Below are 20,232 nucleotides of genomic sequence, written 5' to 3'. Positions count from 1 at the left end.
ACATTGCGCTGGTAAGGGCCAACCCTGCGCGACGTCCATGGCGTCCGACTGTGTGCGAGTTCGGGAACAATAATGGCAGACAGAACCCCGCTGAAAGTAGCCGACCACAACGACATCGCCGACGATGATCCGTTCGCGGAACTGACCCGGATCATGGGTTTCGACCCGCGCCAGCCAGTGCGGCAGCCGGCCCCCGCGGTCGAGAAGGCCATGCCGGCCAATCAGGCCTTGGAGGCTGACGATTTCGACATCGACCTCGAGAAGGAGTTGATGGGCGAGTTCGATTCCGTCGAGGAAAGCGCGCCGGTCACCCAGCAGGCCGCAGTGCATCGGATCGGCAATGAGCCGGCCTTCGAGGCTGCAAGTGCAGCCGCGAATGATGACGAACTCACCGCTTCCTTCGAGCAGGATTTCGTGTTCGACGACGCGGCGGATCATGCCGACTTCGCCGTGGCTCGCGCGCCGGAGCCGGATTTTGCGCCGGAGCTGCATCTGGTGTCGGAGCCGGAAGTCGCGTCAGAGGCGCATTTCGCATCAGAGCCGAATTTCGCGACGAAACCGCAAGAAGCTGCCGAGCCGGAAGTCGCTTTCGACGATGATTTCGACAAGGCGGTCGCCAGTTCGCTCGATGTCTCGCCGCTCGAAGACGAGCTTCCGATCGATCAGGAAATGGCGGCTTCGCTGGACCAGGATTTCCAACTCGACGATCACAGGCCGGCCGACCTCGATCGTCACCAGCCGGCCGACGCCCGTCACGACGCCGTCGAAACCATTCAGGCGGCGAGCGAAGGGGCGTTCGAGGCCGATTTCGACAATGCGGTCCAGATGTCGCTCGAAGACGAGCTGTCGTTTGAGAGCCGTGAGCCGGAGCAGCCCGCGCAGGCCATCGAGCCGGTCGAAGCTCATGCAGCCTCCCCGCTTATTTCCGAAGATGATTTTGTCGGTCATTTCGATCAGGCGATGACCGATTCCGATATGGACCCCGGCCACGATCAGAAGATTCAGGAGCCGGAGCTGTCGCTTGACGACGAGCCGGCGCCAATGGTCGAGGCGCAAGTCGAGACGACCAACTTTGCCGCCGAGCCGGAGTTCGCCGCACCCGAACCTACCGCCGCGCTGACCCTCGAGGACGATTTCGAACTCAGCTTCCGCGATGCGCTGAACGAGGAGCCGCAAGCTCCGGCTGTCGAGCCCGTTGCCGCGGTGCAGCCGGCTGCGGTCGAGCCGGCTCCCGTCATCGCTGCCGCGGTACCGCCGGTCGCCGCCGTCGAGCCGGCGAAGCCGGCCGCGAGCGAGCGCAGCCTGGAAGACGAGCTCAACGCGTTGCTCGGCGCCATGACCGCGCGGCCGATGCTTACGCTCAAGGAGCCTGCTCCCGCCCCACGCCTGGTTGCGGAACCCGAGAGCCACGCGAGCGGGAAGTCGGCAGCCGACGATCTCGACTGGGATATCGACGAGCACCGGCCGGCGCAGAACGGGCACGGCGCTCAGCCGGTCGAGAGCGACCTGGATGACCTGCTGGCCAGCGAGCTCGATCGCCAGGATTTTGCCGCTCCGGCCAAGGCCGAGGCTGGCGATTTCGACGACGATTTTGGCGCTGCCTTCGTCCGGAGCATCGAGGCCGAGCAGGAGGCCGCCGCTACGACGAGATCTCCGGCAGATTTTTCCGATCGGATGCATTCGACGCCTGCGGAACCAGCCAGGTCGTGGAGCCGTTCGACCCCGACCTCAGCTCCCCCGGTGCAGGCTTCGTTTGCCGCTCAGGCGACGCCAGCGCAGCCGGCGCCCTCGGCGCTGGCGCAAGCAGCGCCTTCGGCGCCTGTTCAGATGCCGGCGCCTGCCTACCGCAGCGAACCGGCACCGGACTATTCCGGCTACGCCAAGCCGACGCCTTCGCCGCAGGCTCGCCGGCATGAGGACGTGCCGGATGTGGAGACCGTCGATGTTCCGGAGCGCGTGGTCGCGCTCGCAGATGACCTCGACATTCCGGAGCTCAGCTTCGAGGAGGACCAGCCAGCGGCCCCCGCTTACGACGATCTCGATGCGGAATTCGCCAGCCTACTTACCGATATGAACGCGACGGAGATCGCGTCGGCGCCCGTGCCGAACCGCGGCTATGACGACGAATCCTACAATGCCGGCTTCAACGGCTATGACCGTCGCGACTTGCGCGCCGAGACTCCGGCGGCTCCGCCGGCCCAGGCTTCGTTCGCCGTCGCCAACGATTACGACGCCGACGACCTGCCCGGCAGCCGGCCGGTTTCGCAGCAGGACGACTTCGCCAGCGAAGATCTCGATTACGACCCTGAGCTCGAGGAAGCGATGGCAATCCCCGGGCTTGCCGAACGCGAGGCGGCGCAGCCGCGTCGGCGCGGCATGATGGTCGCGGCGCTCGTCGGCGCGGTCGTGGTCTTCGGCGGCCTTGGCGCTCTGGCCTTCTCCTTCGGCGGCAAGGGCGGCAGCGAGGCTCCGGTGATCGTCAAGGCCGACAATTCGCCGATCAAGGTGAAGCCGGAAAATCCGGGCGGCATGGTGGTGCCGAACCAGGATAACAAGGTTTATGACGCGGTGACCAAGGGCGGCGGCGCGGCCAAGCCCGCCGAGCCGGTGCAGCAGAAGCTGGTGAACACCACCGAGCAGCCCGTGGACCTGGCCTCGAAGGAGCCGCCGCAGAGCCGCGTGGTCGATCTTTCGCCCAACGGCGACGCGGCCGGCGCTGATACCGCCGAAAATTCAAGCTCGGCGTTGCCCGGCGTCGCACAAGCCGCTGTGCCCGAAAGCACGCAACCTGCCGCACCGGCAAGCGCGCAGCTGGCCGCGCCGGCGCCGAAGTCGGAAGATCGTATCGCCCAGGTGCTGCAGCAGGATGTCGAAAACACTGCCAACAACAACGATGTCGTGGCCGTAGCACCGCGCAAGGTGAAGACCATGATGGTCAAGCCTGACGGCTCGCTGGTGCCGCGCGAGGATCCGGCCCCGCCGAAGGTCGCGGCGGCCGAGCCGAGCGATCCGGCGCCGCAGCATGTCGCGCCGGCTTCCGACGGCCAGCAGACGGGAACCGTGGCCTCCGAGGCGGACCAGGCGGGTGCGCCTGCCGTCAAGCCGGTGAAGCCCGCGAAGAAGGCTGAAGCCAAGGCGCAGTCGAGCAATACGCCGGCGACGGTGCCGGTGGCGCCGGCCCGCCCGTCCGACCAGCCGGTCGATATCGTCGGCGAGGTCAAGCCGGACCAGGTCGCCTCCGTCGATCCGGCGGCGGCCGCCGGCGGCGGCTCGTGGTCGATGCAGATCGCCTCGCAGCCGACGGTCGAGAGCGCGCAGTCGACCTATCAGGACCTGCAGCGCCGTTATGGCAGCGTGCTCTCCGGCCGCACCGCCAACATCGTCAAGGCCGAGGTCGCAGGCAAGGGCACCTTCTACCGCGTCCGCGTCCCGGCGCAGTCGCGCAACGATGCGATCAACCTTTGCACCAGCTACAAGGCGGCGGGCGGCAACTGCTTCGTATCGCGCTAACGGGAATATTGATCTCTCAGAGCCGGCGCCGCCGTGAGGCCGCGCCGGCTTTTCGTTGTGGACGGTTGTGGGCTTTGGCCGGCCGAAGGGCAGGGGTGATTCCCTTTGCCCGCTCAAAGCCTTAAGCTTCCGTCTATGAGCGAATCAAAATCCATGATCCTTGGCTGCGCCGGCAAATCCCTCACTGAAGACGAAGTCCGTTTCTATCGGGACGAACGTCCCTGGGGCTTCATCCTGTTTGCACGCAACATCGGCGAAGCCGGGCAGATCCGCGACCTCGTCGCCTCGATGCGCGACTGCGTCGGCCGCCCGCACGCTCCGGTCTTCATCGATCAGGAAGGCGGCAGGGTGCAGCGCCTGCGGCCGCCGCTGGCGCCGAACTATCCGGCCGGCGGCGCGCTCGGCGCGCTGTGGCGCGATGATCGCGAGGCTGGCCGCCGCGCTGCCTGGCTGATGGCGCGGCTGCATGCCTTCGATCTCTCCCGCCTGGGTATAACGGCGGACTGCCTGCCGGTGCTCGACGTTCCAGTCGAGGGTGCGAGCGACGTCATCGGCGCGCGCGCCTATGGCAAGGAGCCCAATGCGGTGATCGAGCTTGGCCGGGCTTCGGCCGAGGGTCTGATGTCGGGCGGCGTGCTGCCGGTGATGAAGCATATTCCCGGCCACGGCCGCGCCTCTGCCGACACGCATTTCGCGCTGCCGACCGTCGATACGCCGCTCGAGGAGCTCAGCCGGCACGATTTCGCCCCGTTCAAGGCGTTGAACGGGCTGCCGATGGCGATGACCGCGCATGTCGTCTACAGCGCCGTCGATCCCGATAATCCGGCGACCACGTCCGCGAAGGTCGTCAACCAAGTGATCCGCGGCGAGATCGGCTTCGACGGGCTGCTGATGAGCGACGACACCTCGATGAAGGCACTTTCTGGGGATTTCCCGACAAAGGCGGCCTCGATCCTTGCGGCCGGCTGCGATCTCGTCCTTCACTGCAATGGCGTTTTCGAGGAGATGTCGGGGATCGCCTCGCGCACGACGGCGCTGTCGGGCAAGTCCTTGCAACGCGCGGGGCGGGCGCTGACCTATATAAAGGAGCGCGATGTCGCCGACGAAACGGCGATACGCGCGGAATTTGCTACCTATTTCGAAGCGGTGGCCTGAACCGGAAGGGACGAAAGGCAAGTGGCGGAGACATTGGAAGGCAAGGCCGCGAAGGCCGCACCGATGGACCGTCTGTGGGCCGAGAACGACGATTCACGTCTGACGGGCGATCCGTCGCTGGTCGTCGACGTGGCCGGTTTCGAAGGCCCGCTCGATCTTCTGCTGCATCTTGCCCGCAACCAGAAGGTCGATCTGGCGCGTATTTCGATCCTGGCTTTGGCCGAGCAATATCTCGCCTTCATCGAGAAGGTGCGGGCCCTGAGGCTGGAGCTGGCCGCCGACTATCTGGTGATGGCGGCGTGGCTCGCCTTCCTGAAGTCGAAGCTCTTGATCCCGAAACAGCCGGGCGAGGAGGGCGAAAGCGGCGAGGAACTGGCGGCGGTGCTGCAATTCCGGCTGAAGCGGCTGGAAGCCATGCGCGACGCCGCGGCGCGGCTGGTCAACCGCAACCGGCTTGGCCGCGACGTATTTGCGCGCGGCATGCCGGAAATGGTCATCATCGAGAAGCGCAACAGCTTTTCGGCTTCGCTCTTTGATCTGCTCACCGCCTACGCGCAGCAGCGCCAGCGGCAGGCGATCAACAATGTGACGATCGCCAGGCGCGCCGTGTGGTCGCTGAAGGACGCGCGCGAGGTGCTGGGGCGGCTGATCGGCTCGGTCGGCGACTGGACGACGCTCGACAGCTTCCTGATCGAATATCTGGCGGCGCCGGAAGAGAAGCGCACGGCGATGGCGAGCTCGTTCGCCGCGACGCTGGAGATGGTGCGCGAAGGCAAATTGGAAGTGCGGCAGGACCAGGTGTTCGCGCCGATCTATCTGCGCGGCCGCGCGCAAGGGGTTAGGGCAGTCGAGGTGGTATCATGAGCGAACGCGCCAACGCTTCGGTCATCCCGTTCAAGGTCGAGGACGAGCCGGAAGACGAGATGGCCGAGCAGGGTTCCATCGAAAACCCCGCTGAGCGGCTGCAATTGTCGGAAGCCGTGCGCATGGCCGAGGCGATCGTTTTCGCCAGCGCCGAGCCCGTCAGCGAAAAGCAGCTTGCCGCGCGCCTGCCGGAAGGCGTGAACATCGCCGCTGCAATGGCGGACCTGCAGGAAATCTATGCCAAGCGCGGCGTCAACCTGGTGCGGGTCGGCGACGCCTGGGCGTTCCGCACCGCGGGCGATCTGGCTTTCCTGATGAGCCGGGACTCCGTCCAGCAGAGGAAGCTTTCGCGTGCGGCGCTCGAAGTACTGGCGATCATCGCCTACCATCAGCCGGTCACGCGGGCCGAAATCGAAGACATCAGAGGCGTCGAAACGTCGAAAGGCACGCTCGACACGCTGCTCGAAACGGAATGGGTCAGGATGCGCGGCCGCCGCCGCACGCCCGGACGGCCGGTGACCTATGGCACCACCGACGCTTTCCTCGATCATTTTGCGCTGGAAGAGATCCGCGATCTGCCCGGCATGGAAGAGCTGAAGGGCGCCGGCCTGCTTTCGACGCGCATGCCGGCCAACTTCTCGATGCCGGTGCCGCCGGCCGACCCGGACGCGCTCGCCGAGGACGAGGACGCGCTGACCGATATCGACCTCGAGGAGCTCGGGCTGCTGACGCCGCGCGTCACCGACGAGTGACCATCAAATCGCCGCGAATGGTCTATTAGCAGAGGCTGCGCGGATTCGTAGCAAGCCGCTCACGCCGAAAGTGCGTGACATCCGCTAGCCATTTTATCAACTTCGAAGCGGTTATGTTTGAATCCCCGAGCGAAAACGCATAGATCATCGCCAGGGAAAACATTCGAGAGAGAGTAGCAATGGGTTCGTTTTCGATTTGGCACTGGATGATCGTGCTGGTCATCGTGCTTCTGGTGTTCGGCCGCGGCAAGATCCCCGAGCTGATGGGCGACATGGCCAAGGGCATCAAGAGTTTCAAGAAGGGCATGGCCGACGACGACGTTGACGACAAGCGTACCGTCGAGCATCGCGCTGACGAGACTGTTTCGCCGGCCAAGGAAAAGGTCAGCAAGAGCTGATCTCGGTTGTTGCTTTGAGCATGCCGTTGTCCCAAAACCGCATCGTAAATGCGGGCGGCATGCACACGTCGGAATAGATTGTCATGTTCGAAGTCGGTTGGAGCGAACTGCTGGTGATTGCGGTCGTCATGATCGTGGTCGTCGGGCCTAAGGATTTGCCCAACATGCTTCGCACCTTCGGCCGCACCGCGGCGAAATTGCGCGCCATGGCCGGCGACTTCCAGAAGCAGTTCAACGAGGCGCTGAAGGAAGCCGAGCTCGACGACGTGAAGAGCTCGATCGATAGCTTGCGCGGCCTCAACCCGATGAACGAGGTGCGCAAGCAGCTCAATCCGTTCGAGCAGGCCGCGGCCGATGTGCGGGCCGGCGTCGATACGATGATGAAGCCCAAACCGGCCGCCGATCCGGCGGCGCCGGCAGCAGAGACGCCGCAGGCCGCCGAACCGCTCAAGAACGGCGTGACGGACATGCCCGTCGTCAACGGAGCCGAGGCTGCCTCGGCCGCCCCGATCTTTCCAACCATGACGGACGCGTCCGTCACCGTACCGGTTTCGGAGACCGCCGTTCCGGCCAAGCCGGCGAAAAAGGCGGCGGCCGCCAAGGCAAGGGCCGCCGGCACGGCGGTCAAGACGACATCGAAGGCATCCGCCGCGAAGGCGCCGGCCAAGGCCGCGCCGGCTGCGGTTAAGGCCGCCGCGCCCGCCAGGAAAGCCGCGCCCAAGGCTGAGGCGGAGCCTGCCTCGGCGAAGAAGCCGGCCGCGAAGAAGGCAACCGACGGCAAGAAGATGACGGGCGGCACCAAGTGAGCGTTTCGGACAAGGAAAAGGAAGAAATCGAGAAATCGTCCGCGCCGCTGATCGAGCATCTCATCGAGCTGCGTCGCCGCCTGATCTGGTCGCTGGGCGGATTTTTCGTCGCCTTTCTCGTCTGCTTCTTCTTTGCCAAGCGGCTGTTCAACCTTCTGGTCGTCCCGTTCAAATGGGCGACCCAATGGGCGGGCCTCGACCCGCACAAGGTCGAGCTGATCTATACAGCGCCACAGGAGTTCTTCTTCACCCAGGTGAAGCTCGCCATGTTCGGCGGCATGGTGATCGCCTTCCCGCTGATCGCCACGCAGATCTACAAGTTCATCGCGCCGGGCCTCTACAAGAACGAGCGCAGCGCATTCCTGCCGTTCCTGATCGCGTCGCCCATCCTGTTCCTGATGGGCGCCTCGCTGGTCTATTTCTTCTTCACCCCGATGGTGATGTGGTTCTTCCTGGCCATGCAGCAGGTCGGCACCAACGACCAGGTGCAGATTTCGCTGCTGCCGAAGGTTTCGGAATATCTCAGCCTGATCATGACGCTGATCTTCTCCTTCGGCCTGGTGTTCCAGCTGCCGGTGGTGACCAGCCTTTTGACGCGCGTCGGGCTTCTGTCGTCGCAGGCGCTGGCCGAGAAGCGCAAATGGGCGATCGTGCTTTCCTTCGTCGTTGCCGCCGTGCTGACGCCGCCCGATCCGATGAGCCAGTGCGGCCTCGCCATCCCGACGATCATCCTCTACGAGGTCGCCATCTGGTCCTCGCGCATGATCGAGCGCGCCCAGGCGCGCGACCGCCTGGCGCGCGAGCAGGCGGAGGCGGGGAACTCGGTCGCGAGCGACCCGGACGCCTCGTCCACCTAAACGGGGCTTCCCGGTCGGGAAATAGCAGCGGCGCGCTTATCCGCCGTCTTGCATCGATGGCAGATGCGGTTTACGCCCTCGATCCTTACTTTTGAGGATCGACCATGCTTGACATCAAATGGATTCGCGACAACCCAAAGGCCCTTGTCGAGGCGCTGGTGAAGCGCTCGTGGTCCGCTGGCGAGGCGCAGTCCACGGTCGACGATCTGATCGCCAAGGACGAGGCGCGGCGTTCGCATCTGAGCGAGTTGCAGATCAAGCAGGAGCGCCGCAATGCCGCCTCGAAGGAGATCGGCAATGCCATGCGTTCGGGTGATGCAGCGCTTGCGGAGAAGCTCAAGGGCGAAGTCAGCGACATCAAGGCGTTCATCCAGAATGGCGAGGCGCGCGAGCGTGAGCTCGACAAGGCGCTGAACGACGCGCTGGCGGTGCTGCCCAACGTGCCGCTGGCGGACGTGCCCGTCGGCAAGGACGAGCACGACAATGTCGTCAAGCGCATCGTCGGCGAGGTGCCGACGCGCCCGAACTGGGTGAAGGAGCATTTCGAGATTGGCGAAGCACTCGGCATGATGGATTTCGAGCGGGCGGCGAAGCTGTCCGGCTCGCGCTTCACGGTGCTGAAGAGCCAGCTGGCGCGCATGGAGCGGGCGCTCGGCCAGTTCATGCTCGACCTGCACACCACCGAGCACGGCTATGAAGAGGTCATCCCGCCGCTGATGGTGCGCGACGAGGTGCTGTTCGGCACCAACCAGCTGCCGAAATTCGAGGACGACCTGTTCTTCACGCCGCATGGCGATGGCCGCCTCGGCCTGATCCCGACTGCCGAGGTGCCGCTAACCAATCTCGTGCGCGAGGAAATCACGCCTCATGAAAAATTGCCGTTGCGCTACACGGCGCTGACGCCGTGCTTCCGTTCGGAAGCGGGCTCGGCCGGCCGCGATACGCGCGGCATGCTGCGCCAGCACCAGTTCTACAAGGTCGAGCTGGTCTCGATCACCGACCAGGAGAGCTCGATCGCCGAGCATGAGCGCATGACGGAATGCGCCGAGGAAGTGCTGAAGCGGCTCGGCCTGCCGTTCCGCACGGTGACGCTCTGCACCGGCGACATGGGTTTCGGCGCGCGCAAGACCTACGACATCGAGGTCTGGCTGCCGGGACAGAACGCCTATCGCGAAATCTCGTCCTGCTCGGTCTGCGGCGATTTCCAGGCCAGGCGCATGGATGCCCGCTACAAGGACAAGGACGGCAAGGGCAACCGCTTCGTTCACACGCTGAACGGCTCGGGCACGGCGGTCGGCCGCGCTCTTATTGCCGTCATCGAAAACTACCAGAATGAGGATGGCAGCGTAACCATTCCTGAAGTGCTGCGGCCTTATATGGGTGGTCTCGCCAAGATCGAAGCGAAGTGACTTGATGCGTATTCTTCTGACCAACGACGACGGCATCCACGCCGAGGGGCTGGCGTCGCTCGAACGCATCGCCCGCACACTGTCGGACGATGTCTGGGTGGTGGCGCCGGAGCAGGACCAGTCCGGTTACGCGCATTCGCTTTCGATCTCGGAGCCGCTCAGGTTACGCAAGATCGGCGAGAGGCATTATGCCGTGCGCGGCACGCCGACCGACTGCGTCATCATGGGCACGAAGAAGATCCTGCCCGGACCGCCGGACCTGATCCTGTCCGGCGTCAATTCCGGCGCCAACATCGCCGACGATGTGACCTATTCCGGCACCGTGGCGGGCGCCATGGAAGGCGCGCTGCTGGGCGTGCGCTCGATCGCGGTCAGCCAGGCCTATTCCTATGTCGGCGAGGACCGCGTCGTCCCCTACGAGACGACCGAGGCGCTGGCGCCGGCGCTGCTGAAGCGGCTGGTGGAAACGCCGCTGCCGGACGGCGTGCTGCTCAACGTCAATTTTCCGAACTGCGCGCCCGACGAGGTGGAGGGCACCGTCGTCACCTCGCAAGGCAAGCTGGTGCATAGCCTCTGGGTCGACGAGCGGCGCGACGGGCGCGGCCTGCCTTATTACTGGCTGCGCTTCGGCCGCGAGCCGGTCGAGGGCAAGAAGGGCACGGACCTTTACGCGATGCGCAACCGGCTGGTGTCGGTGACGCCGCTGCAGCTCGACCTCACCGCCCATGAACTGCGCGATCAACTGACCAAGGCGCTGTCATAAATAAGGTTTGGCATGAACACGGGCATCGACGACCGCGAAGGTTTCGCCGCTTTCCTGCTCAGGCTGCGGGGCAGGGGCACCGCGCCGAAGGCGCTCGTCGCCGCCTTCGAGGCGACGCCGCGGCGCGGTTTCCTGTCGGCCCAGTTCCACGCGCTCGCCTGGTCGGACGGCATGCTGCCGATCGAATGCGGCGAGGCGATCGAGGGCGCCGATCTGCAGGCCGCCGTGATCGCGGCCCTTCATATCGAGCCGGGCAACCGCGTGCTCGAGATCGGCACCGGCTCGGGGTACACGGCCGCGGTCATGTCGAGGCTGGCGGCGCGCGTCATCACCATCGACCGCTACAAGACCCTGACCGAGCAGGCAAAGCAGCGCTTCGAGGCGCTGGGCATCAGCAATGTCATCGTCCGCCAAGCCGATGGCTCGAATGGCCTGCCCAATGAAGGGCCGTTCGACCGCATCGTCGCCTGGGCGGCCTTTGACAGCCTGCCGCGCTTCCTGCTCGACCAGCTGTCGAGCGGCGGCGTGGTCATCGCGCCGATCGGCCCGGAGGAGGGCGAGCAGGTGCTGGCCAAGCTCACCAAGGTCGGCAGCCGCTTCGAGCGCGAGGACATCGGCATGGTCAGGCTGCAGCCGATCCTGCGCAGCGTCGCCGCGGTGATCTAGCGGGCTTTGGCGCCTTCGCCAAAATTTCCGCCAATGTTTTAAGAAAATTTTCGCCGGATTCTAACGGGTTAACCGGCCAGTAACATTAACGCGCTTTAATCATGCGCAGTTTGTACCGGGTCTGTGCGGGTTAGTGCGATGCAATTCAATCACTTGAAGGCAAACAGACGCAATCTGGCGCGCGGTTGCGCTGTCCTGATGATTGCCGGCGCGGCGGCCGGGTGCAGTTCCCAGTCGATGCGCTTCAACGGTGTCGATGATGTCTTCACATCATCCACCAACAATCAGCGCGCCATCATCAACAAGCAGAATGTCGACCAGCCCTATCCGGGCGACACGGTGACGCCGGCGCCGGTCGACGGCACGCACACCCAGTCGGTGAGCCGTTCGAGCCTCGAGCCGGTCACGGCGCAGCAGCTGCCGCCTCCGTCGGCGCCGGCAAAGCCGATGCGTACGGCTTCCGCTCCTGCCCTTGCGCCGGCTCCCGCGCTTGCTCCTGCACCGCATCTCGACAGGACGGCCACCGGCACGGTCGCCCAGGCCAAGCCGTTCAAGACCGCTGAGCCCGATGCCGTTCGCAATGCAAGCGCTGCGCCGCACGCGACCGAAATCGTGGTGCGGGACGGCGAGACGCTTTCGGGCCTGGCGGCGCACTACCATGTGCCGGCCGATGCCATCGCCAAGGTCAACGGGATCGACCCGAAGAAGGGTATCAGGACGGGCCAGAAGATCGTCATCCCCGCTTATGCCTATTCGAGCAAGGCTGAGCCGAAGGTCGCCGAAGGCAAGCCGACGAACACGCCGAAGCAGCCCGCTCCGGAGAAGGTCGCGGTGCTGCCGCAGCAGCCGAAGGTCAAGGACGGCAAATCGGCCGCCCAGGTCGATGCGTCGGCCGCGGCCGCTGGTTCCAAGATCCCGAAGCCCGCCCAGCAGATGGCTGAGGCCAAGCCGGCCGGCGCCGGCGGTTCCTACACCGTGCAACAGGGCGACTCGCTGTCCTCGATCGCCAGAAAGACTCATGTCAGCGTCACGGCGCTGAAGCAGGCCAACGGCATGCAGGACGGCTTGCTCAAGATCGGCCAGACGCTCAAGGTCCCAGCCGGCGGTACGGTCGTGGCGGCCGTCAAGCCCGCCGCTGCTGCCGCCAAGCCCGCCGTCGATCCGGTTACGACGGCGACGACGCCGCCGCCGGTCAAGACCACGCCGTCGCAGACGCTTGCCTCCTACACGCCGCCGAAGAAGGACGCCAAGGTCATCCAGCAGGCCGAGGACGACGATGCGGTGGCGCCCGACGCGACCGGCATCGGTAAGATGCGCTGGCCGGTACGCGGCCGCGTGATCTCCAGCTTCGGCTCCGGTAAGGACGGCGTCGACATCGCGGTGCCGGAAGGAACGCCGATCAAGGCGGCCGAGAACGGCGTGGTCATCTATGCCGGTGACGGTCTCAAGGAATTCGGCAACACCGTGCTGGTGCGGCACGAGAACGGCCTGGTCACCGTTTACGGCCATGCGAGCTCGATCGAGGTGCAGCGCGGCCAGAAAGTCAAGCGCGGCCAGGAGATCGCGCTCTCCGGCATGAGCGGCACCACCGACTCGCCCAAGCTGCACTTCGAAGTGCGCAAGAACTCGGCCCCGGTCGATCCGTCAGGCTATCTCGAATAGAACAAGAACAATCGCGGGCCGCCTGACCTCCAGTCCGGCCCCGCCGTCCTCAGCCCGCCCTGTAAGGGGCGGGCTTTTTCAGTTGCGGAAGATTGCCGAAGCTCGGGCCTTAAAGGCTTAAAGATGATCCTGGAGCGTGTCGGCGATCATCTCCTCGAGGCTGCTGGCCTTAACGCCCAGAAGCGTCTCCGCGTCGGACGATTCAACGAGCAAGGGGGTCTCGAAGAGATATCTCATCTCGATCAGTTCATGCATGCCCAGCGCCTCCATCTCGGGGACGGAGTAGGAGTGCGTCTCCGCAATATCCCGGCCGAGCATCGCTGCGGTTTTGCGGATAAGCTCGTTAGGCGAAGCGTGTTGCGAGGGGACATGAAACGCCCGTCCCCATTCGCCGGCGTAGCGGGAGGCCGCGACGAGCGTCTTGGCGACGTCCTTGGTGAAGCTCCAGGCATGGGTGGCGTCGAGGTCGCCAATGAAGGCGACGGGCTTGTCCTCGATAATGGAGGGCAGGGCGATCAGCGAGAAGTAGCTGATCGCGCCGTGCCCGAGATAGTCGCTGGACCGTATTTCGATCGCCGGCACGCAGGCGCGGGCCGCCCGCTGCCACATGATGGTCCTGGCGGTTCCCTTCTTCGAATTCGGGTCCAGTGGCATGTCGGAGCGCAGCGGGTTGTCGCCATTCTTGCCGTAACCATAGAGGTTTCCAAGCACGATGAGCTTGGCGCCCACTGCTTCCGCGGCGCGCACGGTGCCGTCGATTATGGGGAAAAAGTCGGTTGCCCAGCGATGATATGTGGCCATGGCACACATGAAAACGGCATCGGCGCCGCGGCAGACACGCGACAGCGCCGAGGCGTCCGTGGCATCAGCCTGTATCGACCGCACATTCCGCAACGATTTCGAACCGACGCTTCGGCTGGTCAGGATGACATCATGGCCTTCTTCGCCAAGAAGCCGGGCGGTCTCAAGTCCAACCGGGCCAGCGCCGACAACAACATACGAACTCATGGCAACCTCTCTTCCATGTTTGAAGGAGAGGCGGGAGTCCATGAATCGAGAGAGCATGCTTTCGCAATTCGCTCCGGTCCCGTCCGACGTCATGATGGTTAGCCGGCATGTCGAGGCAGGCGTGCATCGGCTGCCCCGCGCGCCACATCATCGCATTATGATGCATGCAAGCGCGGCGACGCGCTCCTACTGCAACCAGGTCGGGCGATATTTCGTCAGGCGCGCCGGCGATATCGACCTGGTGCCGGCTGGGGAGGAGGGCGGCTTCGACGCCGAAACCCCGTTCGAGACGATTGAGATCGTCTTGCAGCCCGCCTTGATGGAAAGGGTCGCCGCGGAACTTGGCGGCAGGGCGCGAGCGTCGCGGCTCGACACGCGCCATTTGCTTCGTGACCAGCGCATCGAACATCTCGCCCGAGCGCTGCAGAGCGATCTCAATGCCGGCGCGCCGAGCGGCCCTTTGTTTGACGACAGCATCGGTGCGGCCCTTGCGGTAAGGCTGCTCGGTCTCGATGGGCCGGACATTGTTCAAACGAACCGGTTGTCGGATGCGCAGCTCAAGCGGGTTCTGGAACACATAGAGACCGCTCTCCACGAGCCGCTTTCGATTGACCGGCTGAGCCGGGTTGCCGGCGCGAGCAGCTCGCACTTACGGACATGGTTCAAGGTGGCGACGGGCGTCACCCTGCATCGCTACGTGCTGCGACGCCGTGTGGAAAGGGCGCGCGTTCTGCTCAAGCAAGGCGGTCTCAGCACGAGCGAGGTTGCAGCCTTGACGGGCTTCGCGCACCAGTCACATCTGGCGCATTGGATGCGCCGCGAGATCGGCCAGACGCCGCGCGACTTGCGACGGGCGCAGCCGCGCAAGTGACATTCAATCCTTCAGCGGCTTGCCGAGCCGGCCGGCGAGGTCCTGCGTGAACTGCCAGGCGACGCGGCCGGAACGGCTGCCGCGCGTCGTTGCCCATTCCAGCGCTTCGGCGCGCAATTGCTCGGGGTCGATCGTCAGGCCGTGGTAGCGGACATAGCCGTCGATCATGTCGAGATATTCGTCCTGCGAGCATTTGTGAAAGCCGAGCCAGAGACCGAAACGGTCGGATAGCGAGACTTTTTCCTCGACCGCTTCCGACGGATTGATCGCGGTCGAGCGCTCATTGTCGATCATGTCGCGCGGCAAAAGATGCCGCCGGTTGGAGGTGGCGTAGAAGATGACATTGGCGGGCCGGCCCTCGACGCCGCCTTCGAGCGCCGCCTTCAGCGACTTGTAGGAGGTGTCGTCATGGTCGAAGGAGAGGTCGTCGCAAAACAGGATGAACCGATAGGGCGCCGCCTTCAGGAGACCCATCAGCTTGGGCAGCGTGTCGATGTCCTCGCGGTGGATCTCGATCAGCTTCAGCGGCCGGTCGAGCTTGTCAGAGGCGTTGACGGTGGCATGCACGGCCTTGACCAGCGACGACTTGCCCATGCCGCGCGCGCCCCACAAGAGCACGTTGTTGGCCGCGTAGCCGGATGCGAAGCGCTCTGTGTTGTCGAGCAGGATGTCGCGCACGCGGTCGACGCCGCGGATCAGGCCGATGTCGACGCGGTTGACCTTGCGCACCGGTTCCAGAAAGCCTGGGTCCGCCTGCCACACGAAACAGTCGGCGACGCCGAGATCTGTCTGCGGTACACGCGGCGGGGCTAGGCGGGAAACTGCCTCGATCAGGAGGTCGAGTTTCTTGTTCAAGGCGTCCAGGCTGTCGGTCATGTTGGGTCTTTTTGTTGTGGTCTTTCAGCGCGCGGGAGCAGCTTCCATGGCATCGCTGCAAGAACCAGGTCCAAGCTTTTGTTGGAGCATGATCTTTCGGTGGCCTCGAAGCGGCTTCCGCTGCGACGCTCTAGCACGCCGCAAACGGCTGGAAAAGCAACGGATTGGGCCGGCAGCGCAGTTGCATTGGCAAGTTTACCGACTATATTCCGGCCAAATTTTCGCGGGGCGGCCGCGGCGGAATTTCACCATCCAGGAGTTTCTTGATGTTCGTTACACCGGCATACGCCCAGGGCGTCGGCGCTTCGCCAGACATGTTCATCTCGATTTTGCCGTTTGTCCTGATTTTCGTGATCATGTATTTTCTGATCATCCGGCCGCAGCGCGCGCAGCTGAAGAAGCGCCAGGAGATGCTCTCGGCGGTGCGCCGTGGCGATACGGTGGTGACTGGCGGCGGCTTCGTCGGCAAGGTGACCAAGGTGATCGACGACAATGAACTGGAGATCGACCTTGGCGGCGGAACCAAGGTGACGGCGCTGCGCTCGACGATCTCGGAGGTGCGCGTCAAGGGCGAGCCGGTGACAAACCAGAACGCCAAGAAGTAATCCCAACCTCGATGGCGGAACGCAGCCGCTTGTACGCCTGAACGGATAAAACGAATGCTCTATTTCTCGCGCCTGAAGATGATCCTGATCTGGCTCGCCGTGGCCATCACAGTGATCCTCGCCGCGCCCAATCTCTTCCCCGCAAGCATGCTGGCGCAATTGCCGAGCTGGGTGCCGAAGCGGCAGATGACGCTCGGCCTCGATCTTCAGGGCGGCTCGCACATCCTGCTCCAGATGGACCAGAACGATCTGATCAAAGATCAACTGGAGACGACACGCGACGAGATCAGGACGCTGCTGCGCGATGCCAAGATCCAATATACGGGACTTGGTGGAACGGGCCGCACCGTGCAGGTGCGTATCAACGATCCGAGCCAGGTCGAAGCCGCAAAGACGGCGTTGAAGCCGATAACCAATCCGGTCGCGGCCGGCCTCTTTGCCGGCGGTTCCGTCCAGTCGATGGCGCTGGACGATTCCGAACCCGGATTGTTGAAGTTCACCGTCACGGATGCAGGCATCAAGTACCGCACCTCGACGGCGTTGTCGCAGGCGATCGAGGTGGTGGAGCGACGCGTCAATGCGCTCGGCACGACGGAACCTATCGTGCAGCGGCAGGGTGACGATCGCATTCTGGTTCAGGTGCCCGGACTGCAAAATCCGCAAAGGCTCAAGGACATCATCGGCCAAACCGCCAAGCTGACGTTCCAGATGGTCGATACGTCGGTGCCGGTCCAGGACGCGATCAAGAATCGCCCGCCGCCTGGCGATTCAGTCCTCGATTCGCAGGACGATCCTCCCGTTCCTTATCTGGTCGAAAACCGCGTCATCGTGTCGGGCGAAGACCTGTCGAATGCGACGCCGACTTATAATTCGCAGACCAATGAGCCGGTGGTTTCGTTCACCTTCAATTCCCGCGGAGCGACTAGGTTCGGCCAGGCGACCCAACAGAATGTCGGCAAGCCGTTCGCCATCGTGCTCGACAATCAGGTGATTTCGGCGCCGGTGATCCGCGAGCCTATCCTTGGCGGCAGCGGTCAGATCTCCGGCAATTTCACGGCCGAAAGTGCCAACGACCTCGCCGTCTTGCTGCGCGCCGGCGCCCTGCCGGCTAAATTGACCATCATCGAAGAGCGTACCGTCGGCCCGGGCCTTGGTCAGGACTCCATCCACGCCGGCAAGGTGGCTGGCGTGATCGGCTCAATCCTCGTCGTTGCCTTTATGTTCGTCGCCTATGGCTTTCTCGGGTTCCTCGCCAACATCGCTTTGGCGGTCCACGTTGCGATGATCGTCGGTGCGCTGTCGCTGCTGGGCGCAACGCTGACCCTGCCCGGCATCGCCGGTATCGTGCTCACCATCGGCATGGCGGTGGACTCCAACGTTCTGATCTACGAGCGCATCCGCGAGGAGCGGCGAGCCGGCCGCTCGGTGATCCAGGCGATCGACACCGGCTTCTCGAAGGCGCTGGCGACGATCGTCGACTCCAACGTCACCTCGCTGATCGCCACCGTGGTGCTGTTCTGGCTGGGCACCGGCCCGGTCAAGGGCTTTGCCATCACCTACGCGATCGGTATTCTGACCACCGTCTTCACCGCCTTCACCTTCACCCGCATGCTGGTGTCCATTTGGCTGCGCCGCGCCCGGCCGAAGGAATTGCCGCGCGCGCCGGTCACCTTCGTTCCGCCAGGCACGAAGATCCCGTTCATGGGCATCCGCCGCTGGACCTTCGCTCTCTCCAGCACGTTGTCGATCCTATCGGTCGTCGGGTTCCTGACACTTGGCATCAACTACGGCATCGACTTCAAAGGCGGCTCAATAATCGAGGTGCAGTCCAAGAAGGGCGATGCCGATCTCGGCGACATCCGCAACAGGCTGTCGGAGCTCAATATCGGCGAGATCCAGGTGCAGCAGTTCGGCGCGCCGAACGACGTGCTGATCCGTGTCGGCACGCAGGAGGCCGGCGAGAATGCCGAGCAGACCGTCATCGACAAGGTGCGGGGCGAGCTGCAGGACCAATATGATTTCCGCCGCGTCGAAGTGGTGGGACCGACGGTCTCAGGCGAGCTGGCCAAGCAGGGCACGATCGCCATGCTGATCGCGCTGGCGGGCATCCTGCTCTATGTCTGGTTCCGCTTCGAATGGCAGTTCGCCGTCGGCGCCATCGTGGCCACGGTGCACGATGTGGTGATGACGATCGGCTTCTTCGTCCTGACGGGGCTGGAGTTCAACCAGTCGTCGCTGGCGGCCATCCTGACTATCATCGGCTACTCGCTGAATGATACCATCGTGGTCTATGACCGCGTCCGCGAGGATCTTCGAAGATACAAGAAGATGCCGCTGCCGCAGCTCTTAAACAACGCCATCAACGAGACGCTGTCCAGAACTACGCTGACTTCTGTCACCACCTCTCTGGCGCTGTTGGCACTGGTGCTGTTTGGCGGTGAGGTGATCCGTTCCTTTACGCTGGCGATGCTGTTCGGCGTGGTGTTCGGCACCTATTCTTCGATCTTCATCGCGGCGCCGCTGCTGATCCTGTTCCGCTTGCGGCCGCAGTCCGCGACCGAAGAGGAAAAGAAGCCGGTGAACGGCAAGGCCGTGACGACCTGACGCCATCAACGCCGGTATGATTCCAGGTCGAGTCGACCTGGAATCATCCGGCCCTAAATCAAAGAGATAGAGCATGATGTCGTCCGAAAACCGCTCCACATTTTTCGGCATCATGCTCTAGACCCATGGCCAAAGGCATCATCATCCGCGAGGCGCATTTCCCAGGCAAGGCGCCGATCGAAGCCTATGGCAATGGCGGCTTCCGCTTTGCCGACATGTCGCATCGCGGATCGCTGCTCGTCCTGCCGTCGGGCATTCATGGCTGGGAACCCGCCGATCCGCTGGCGCTGAGAGCTGCCGATTTCGACAAGCTGTTCGCAGAGGCCGGCAACGTCGAGATCCTGCTGATCGGCATGGGCAAGGACTTGCGACCGCTGCCGGCGGCGCTGCGCGCCGCGTTCAAGGAGGCCGGCATCTCCGCCGACCCGATGTCGACGGGAGCGGCGGTGCGGACCTACAATGTGTTGCTCGCCGAAGACCGCGCCGTCGCCGCCGCGCTGATCGCCGTCGATTGAATGGCCGCCGCTTCCAACATCGTGACGGGCGACATCGTCATGGATGCCGTGCGGGCCGCCGACCATGACCGCTATTTGTCGGCGCTCTACGCGCCGGCCGACAAGCGCGACGCGCTGCTCGCGCTCTACGCCTTCAACGCCGAAGTCGCGAGCGTGCGCGATCGCATCCACGAGCCGCTGCCGGGCGAGGTCAGGCTGCAATGGTGGCGCGACGTCATTTCGGCCGAGGGCGATGCCGAAACAGGCCATCCGAGCGCCGATGCGCTGCGCGCGACGATTGCCGCCAACCATCTGCCGAAAACGGCTTTCGAGAACATGCTCGAGGCGCGCATCTTCGATCTCTATGACGATCCGATGCCATCGCGGACCGACCTCGAAGGCTATTGCGGCGAAACGGCCTCGGCGCTGATCCAGCTTGCGGCCATGGTGCTCGATCCGGTCGCGGCGCCCGCCTTTGCCGAGCTGGCGGGCCGGGCCGGCTGTGCCCAGGCCATCACCGGCCTGCTGCTTCTGTTGCCGTTGCATCGTCGGCGCGGGCAGTGCTTTGTTCCGTCCGATATCCTGGCGGCGGCCGGCACGACGTCGGAAGCGTTCGTCAACGGAGAGGACGGGGCAGTCGCGGAGCGCGCAGTGGCGGCGATGATCGCGCTGGCGCGGGAGCATCTCAACGCCTTCGAGAAGGGTGCGCCGGCGCTTCCGGTTTCGCTGCGCCCTGCATTCCTGCCGCTGGCGCTGACGCGCGCCTATCTCGACAAGATGGAAAAGGCGGGCAGTTCGGCGCTCGGCAGGACGGTGGCGCTCTCCACCTTGCGCCGGCACTGGTTGCTCCTGCGTCACGCAATGCGGGGCTGGGCGCCCCTTTGACGTAAACGTCAATCATGCTAGGGATTCCGTTGCGTGGACTCGCGTCG

18 protein-coding genes are annotated in these 20,232 nt (G+C 64.3%); 16 read left to right on the top strand and 2 right to left on the bottom strand.

Features of this window, described 5'->3' with window-relative positions; translation table 11 throughout:
- Positions 1 to 72: 72 nt before the first annotated feature.
- The 11 genes from FJW06_RS05635 to FJW06_RS05585 all read left to right on the top strand — a co-directional run bounded on the left by FJW06_RS05635 (position 73) and on the right by FJW06_RS05585 (position 12,842).
- Positions 73 to 3,510, top strand: coding sequence for an SPOR domain-containing protein (locus FJW06_RS05635; RefSeq protein WP_140749216.1), 3,438 nt, complete (start codon positions 73 to 75; stop codon positions 3,508 to 3,510).
- A gap of 135 nt (positions 3,511 to 3,645) precedes the next feature.
- Positions 3,646 to 4,665: a beta-N-acetylhexosaminidase gene (gene nagZ, locus FJW06_RS05630; protein ID WP_140749213.1), complete on the top strand. Its 1,020-nt coding sequence runs from the start codon at positions 3,646 to 3,648 to the stop codon at positions 4,663 to 4,665.
- Between the two features lie 63 nt (positions 4,666 to 4,728).
- The gene (locus FJW06_RS05625) at positions 4,729 to 5,529 is read left to right on the top strand and encodes a ScpA family protein (protein ID WP_140749838.1); all 801 of its coding nucleotides are present in this window, start codon (positions 4,729 to 4,731) and stop codon (positions 5,527 to 5,529) included.
- The gene (gene scpB, locus FJW06_RS05620; RefSeq protein ID WP_140749210.1) at positions 5,526 to 6,281 is read left to right on the top strand and encodes an SMC-Scp complex subunit ScpB; all 756 of its coding nucleotides are present in this window, start codon (positions 5,526 to 5,528) and stop codon (positions 6,279 to 6,281) included. The genes FJW06_RS05625 and scpB overlap by 4 nt, the downstream gene beginning before the upstream one ends.
- 179 nt (positions 6,282 to 6,460) lie before the next feature.
- Positions 6,461 to 6,679, top strand: coding sequence for a twin-arginine translocase TatA/TatE family subunit (locus FJW06_RS05615; protein ID WP_040981649.1), 219 nt, complete (start codon positions 6,461 to 6,463; stop codon positions 6,677 to 6,679).
- 83 nt (positions 6,680 to 6,762) lie between these two features.
- Positions 6,763 to 7,485, top strand: a complete 723-nt coding sequence (tatB, locus tag FJW06_RS05610; RefSeq protein WP_140749207.1) for a Sec-independent protein translocase protein TatB — start codon at positions 6,763 to 6,765, stop codon at positions 7,483 to 7,485.
- Positions 7,482 to 8,342, top strand: coding sequence for a twin-arginine translocase subunit TatC (gene tatC, locus FJW06_RS05605; protein ID WP_140749204.1), 861 nt, complete (start codon positions 7,482 to 7,484; stop codon positions 8,340 to 8,342). The genes tatB and tatC overlap by 4 nt, the downstream gene beginning before the upstream one ends.
- Positions 8,343 to 8,446: 104 nt before the next feature.
- Entirely contained in the window at positions 8,447 to 9,751 is a 1,305-nt protein-coding gene (gene serS, locus FJW06_RS05600) for a serine--tRNA ligase (protein ID WP_140749201.1), read from the top strand.
- Between the two features lie 4 nt (positions 9,752 to 9,755).
- Entirely contained in the window at positions 9,756 to 10,514 is a 759-nt protein-coding gene (gene surE / locus FJW06_RS05595) for a 5'/3'-nucleotidase SurE (RefSeq protein WP_140749198.1), read from the top strand.
- Positions 10,515 to 10,526: 12 nt separating this feature from the next.
- Positions 10,527 to 11,180 carry a protein-L-isoaspartate(D-aspartate) O-methyltransferase gene (locus FJW06_RS05590; RefSeq protein ID WP_140749195.1) on the top strand — a complete coding sequence of 218 codons (654 nt, stop codon included), beginning with the start codon at positions 10,527 to 10,529 and terminating at the stop codon, positions 11,178 to 11,180.
- Between the two features lie 138 nt (positions 11,181 to 11,318).
- A complete protein-coding gene (locus FJW06_RS05585) occupies positions 11,319 to 12,842 on the top strand; it encodes a peptidoglycan DD-metalloendopeptidase family protein (RefSeq protein ID WP_140749192.1) in 1,524 nt (507 codons plus the stop codon).
- Positions 12,843 to 12,959: 117 nt separating this feature from the next.
- On the opposite strand, the gene FJW06_RS05580 is transcribed toward FJW06_RS05585, so the two are convergent.
- Positions 12,960 to 13,850 (bottom strand): NAD-dependent epimerase/dehydratase family protein, encoded by an 891-nt coding sequence (locus FJW06_RS05580; RefSeq protein WP_140749835.1) that lies wholly within the window; start codon positions 13,848 to 13,850, stop codon positions 12,960 to 12,962.
- Positions 13,851 to 13,890: 40 nt separating this feature from the next.
- Between FJW06_RS05580 and FJW06_RS05575 the strand changes: the two genes are divergently transcribed.
- On the top strand, positions 13,891 to 14,721 hold the full coding sequence (locus tag FJW06_RS05575; RefSeq protein WP_246674533.1) for an AraC family transcriptional regulator: 831 nt from the start codon (positions 13,891 to 13,893) through the stop codon (positions 14,719 to 14,721).
- 3 nt (positions 14,722 to 14,724) lie between these two features.
- Here FJW06_RS05575 and FJW06_RS05570 read toward each other — a convergent pair whose 3' ends face one another.
- Positions 14,725 to 15,597, bottom strand: a complete 873-nt coding sequence (locus tag FJW06_RS05570; protein WP_140749189.1) for an ATP-binding protein — start codon at positions 15,595 to 15,597, stop codon at positions 14,725 to 14,727.
- A gap of 266 nt (positions 15,598 to 15,863) precedes the next feature.
- On the opposite strand from FJW06_RS05570, the gene yajC reads away from it, so the two are divergent.
- The 4 genes from yajC (at position 15,864) to FJW06_RS05550 (ending at position 20,185) form a co-directional block, all read left to right on the top strand.
- Positions 15,864 to 16,202, top strand: coding sequence for a preprotein translocase subunit YajC (yajC, locus tag FJW06_RS05565; RefSeq protein ID WP_140749186.1), 339 nt, complete (start codon positions 15,864 to 15,866; stop codon positions 16,200 to 16,202).
- A 54-nt stretch (positions 16,203 to 16,256) separates the two neighbouring features.
- Entirely contained in the window at positions 16,257 to 18,806 is a 2,550-nt protein-coding gene (gene secDF / locus FJW06_RS05560) for a protein translocase subunit SecDF (RefSeq protein ID WP_140749183.1), read from the top strand.
- Between the two features lie 125 nt (positions 18,807 to 18,931).
- Positions 18,932 to 19,321, top strand: a complete 390-nt coding sequence (locus FJW06_RS05555) for an Mth938-like domain-containing protein (protein ID WP_140749180.1) — start codon at positions 18,932 to 18,934, stop codon at positions 19,319 to 19,321.
- Positions 19,322 to 20,185 carry a phytoene/squalene synthase family protein gene (locus FJW06_RS05550; protein WP_246674532.1) on the top strand — a complete coding sequence of 288 codons (864 nt, stop codon included), beginning with the start codon at positions 19,322 to 19,324 and terminating at the stop codon, positions 20,183 to 20,185. It begins immediately after the preceding gene.
- Positions 20,186 to 20,232: the final 47 nt, after the last annotated feature.

The sequence above is a fragment of the Mesorhizobium sp. B4-1-3 genome (assembly GCF_006439355.1).
In the GTDB taxonomy this organism is placed as follows: Bacteria; Pseudomonadota; Alphaproteobacteria; order Rhizobiales; family Rhizobiaceae; genus Mesorhizobium.
Note: the sequence above shows the minus strand (reverse complement) of the source record. Positions and strands in the feature narration are given on the sequence as shown.

Excerpts from the sequence above, each read along its gene's own strand:
- scpB (WP_140749210.1), top strand. The coding sequence starts at position 5,526 with ATGAGCGAACGCGCCAACGCTTCGGTCATCCCGTTCAAGGTCGAGGAC.
- FJW06_RS05575 (WP_246674533.1), top strand. The coding sequence starts at position 13,891 with ATGAATCGAGAGAGCATGCTTTCGCAATTCGCTCCGGTCCCGTCCGAC.
- secDF (WP_140749183.1), top strand. The coding sequence starts at position 16,257 with ATGCTCTATTTCTCGCGCCTGAAGATGATCCTGATCTGGCTCGCCGTG.
- FJW06_RS05635 (WP_140749216.1), top strand. The coding sequence starts at position 73 with ATGGCAGACAGAACCCCGCTGAAAGTAGCCGACCACAACGACATCGCC.
- serS (WP_140749201.1), top strand. The coding sequence starts at position 8,447 with ATGCTTGACATCAAATGGATTCGCGACAACCCAAAGGCCCTTGTCGAG.
- FJW06_RS05580 (WP_140749835.1), bottom strand. The coding sequence starts at position 13,850 with ATGAGTTCGTATGTTGTTGTCGGCGCTGGCCCGGTTGGACTTGAGACC.
- yajC (WP_140749186.1), top strand. The coding sequence starts at position 15,864 with ATGTTCGTTACACCGGCATACGCCCAGGGCGTCGGCGCTTCGCCAGAC.
- FJW06_RS05550 (WP_246674532.1), top strand. The coding sequence starts at position 19,322 with ATGGCCGCCGCTTCCAACATCGTGACGGGCGACATCGTCATGGATGCC.
- FJW06_RS05590 (WP_140749195.1), top strand. The coding sequence starts at position 10,527 with ATGAACACGGGCATCGACGACCGCGAAGGTTTCGCCGCTTTCCTGCTC.
- FJW06_RS05615 (WP_040981649.1), top strand. The coding sequence starts at position 6,461 with ATGGGTTCGTTTTCGATTTGGCACTGGATGATCGTGCTGGTCATCGTG.
- surE (WP_140749198.1), top strand. The coding sequence starts at position 9,756 with ATGCGTATTCTTCTGACCAACGACGACGGCATCCACGCCGAGGGGCTG.
- FJW06_RS05555 (WP_140749180.1), top strand. The coding sequence starts at position 18,932 with ATGGCCAAAGGCATCATCATCCGCGAGGCGCATTTCCCAGGCAAGGCG.
- FJW06_RS05585 (WP_140749192.1), top strand. The coding sequence starts at position 11,319 with ATGCAATTCAATCACTTGAAGGCAAACAGACGCAATCTGGCGCGCGGT.
- nagZ (WP_140749213.1), top strand. The coding sequence starts at position 3,646 with ATGAGCGAATCAAAATCCATGATCCTTGGCTGCGCCGGCAAATCCCTC.
- tatB (WP_140749207.1), top strand. The coding sequence starts at position 6,763 with ATGTTCGAAGTCGGTTGGAGCGAACTGCTGGTGATTGCGGTCGTCATG.
- FJW06_RS05625 (WP_140749838.1), top strand. The coding sequence starts at position 4,729 with ATGGACCGTCTGTGGGCCGAGAACGACGATTCACGTCTGACGGGCGAT.
- FJW06_RS05570 (WP_140749189.1), bottom strand. The coding sequence starts at position 15,597 with ATGACCGACAGCCTGGACGCCTTGAACAAGAAACTCGACCTCCTGATC.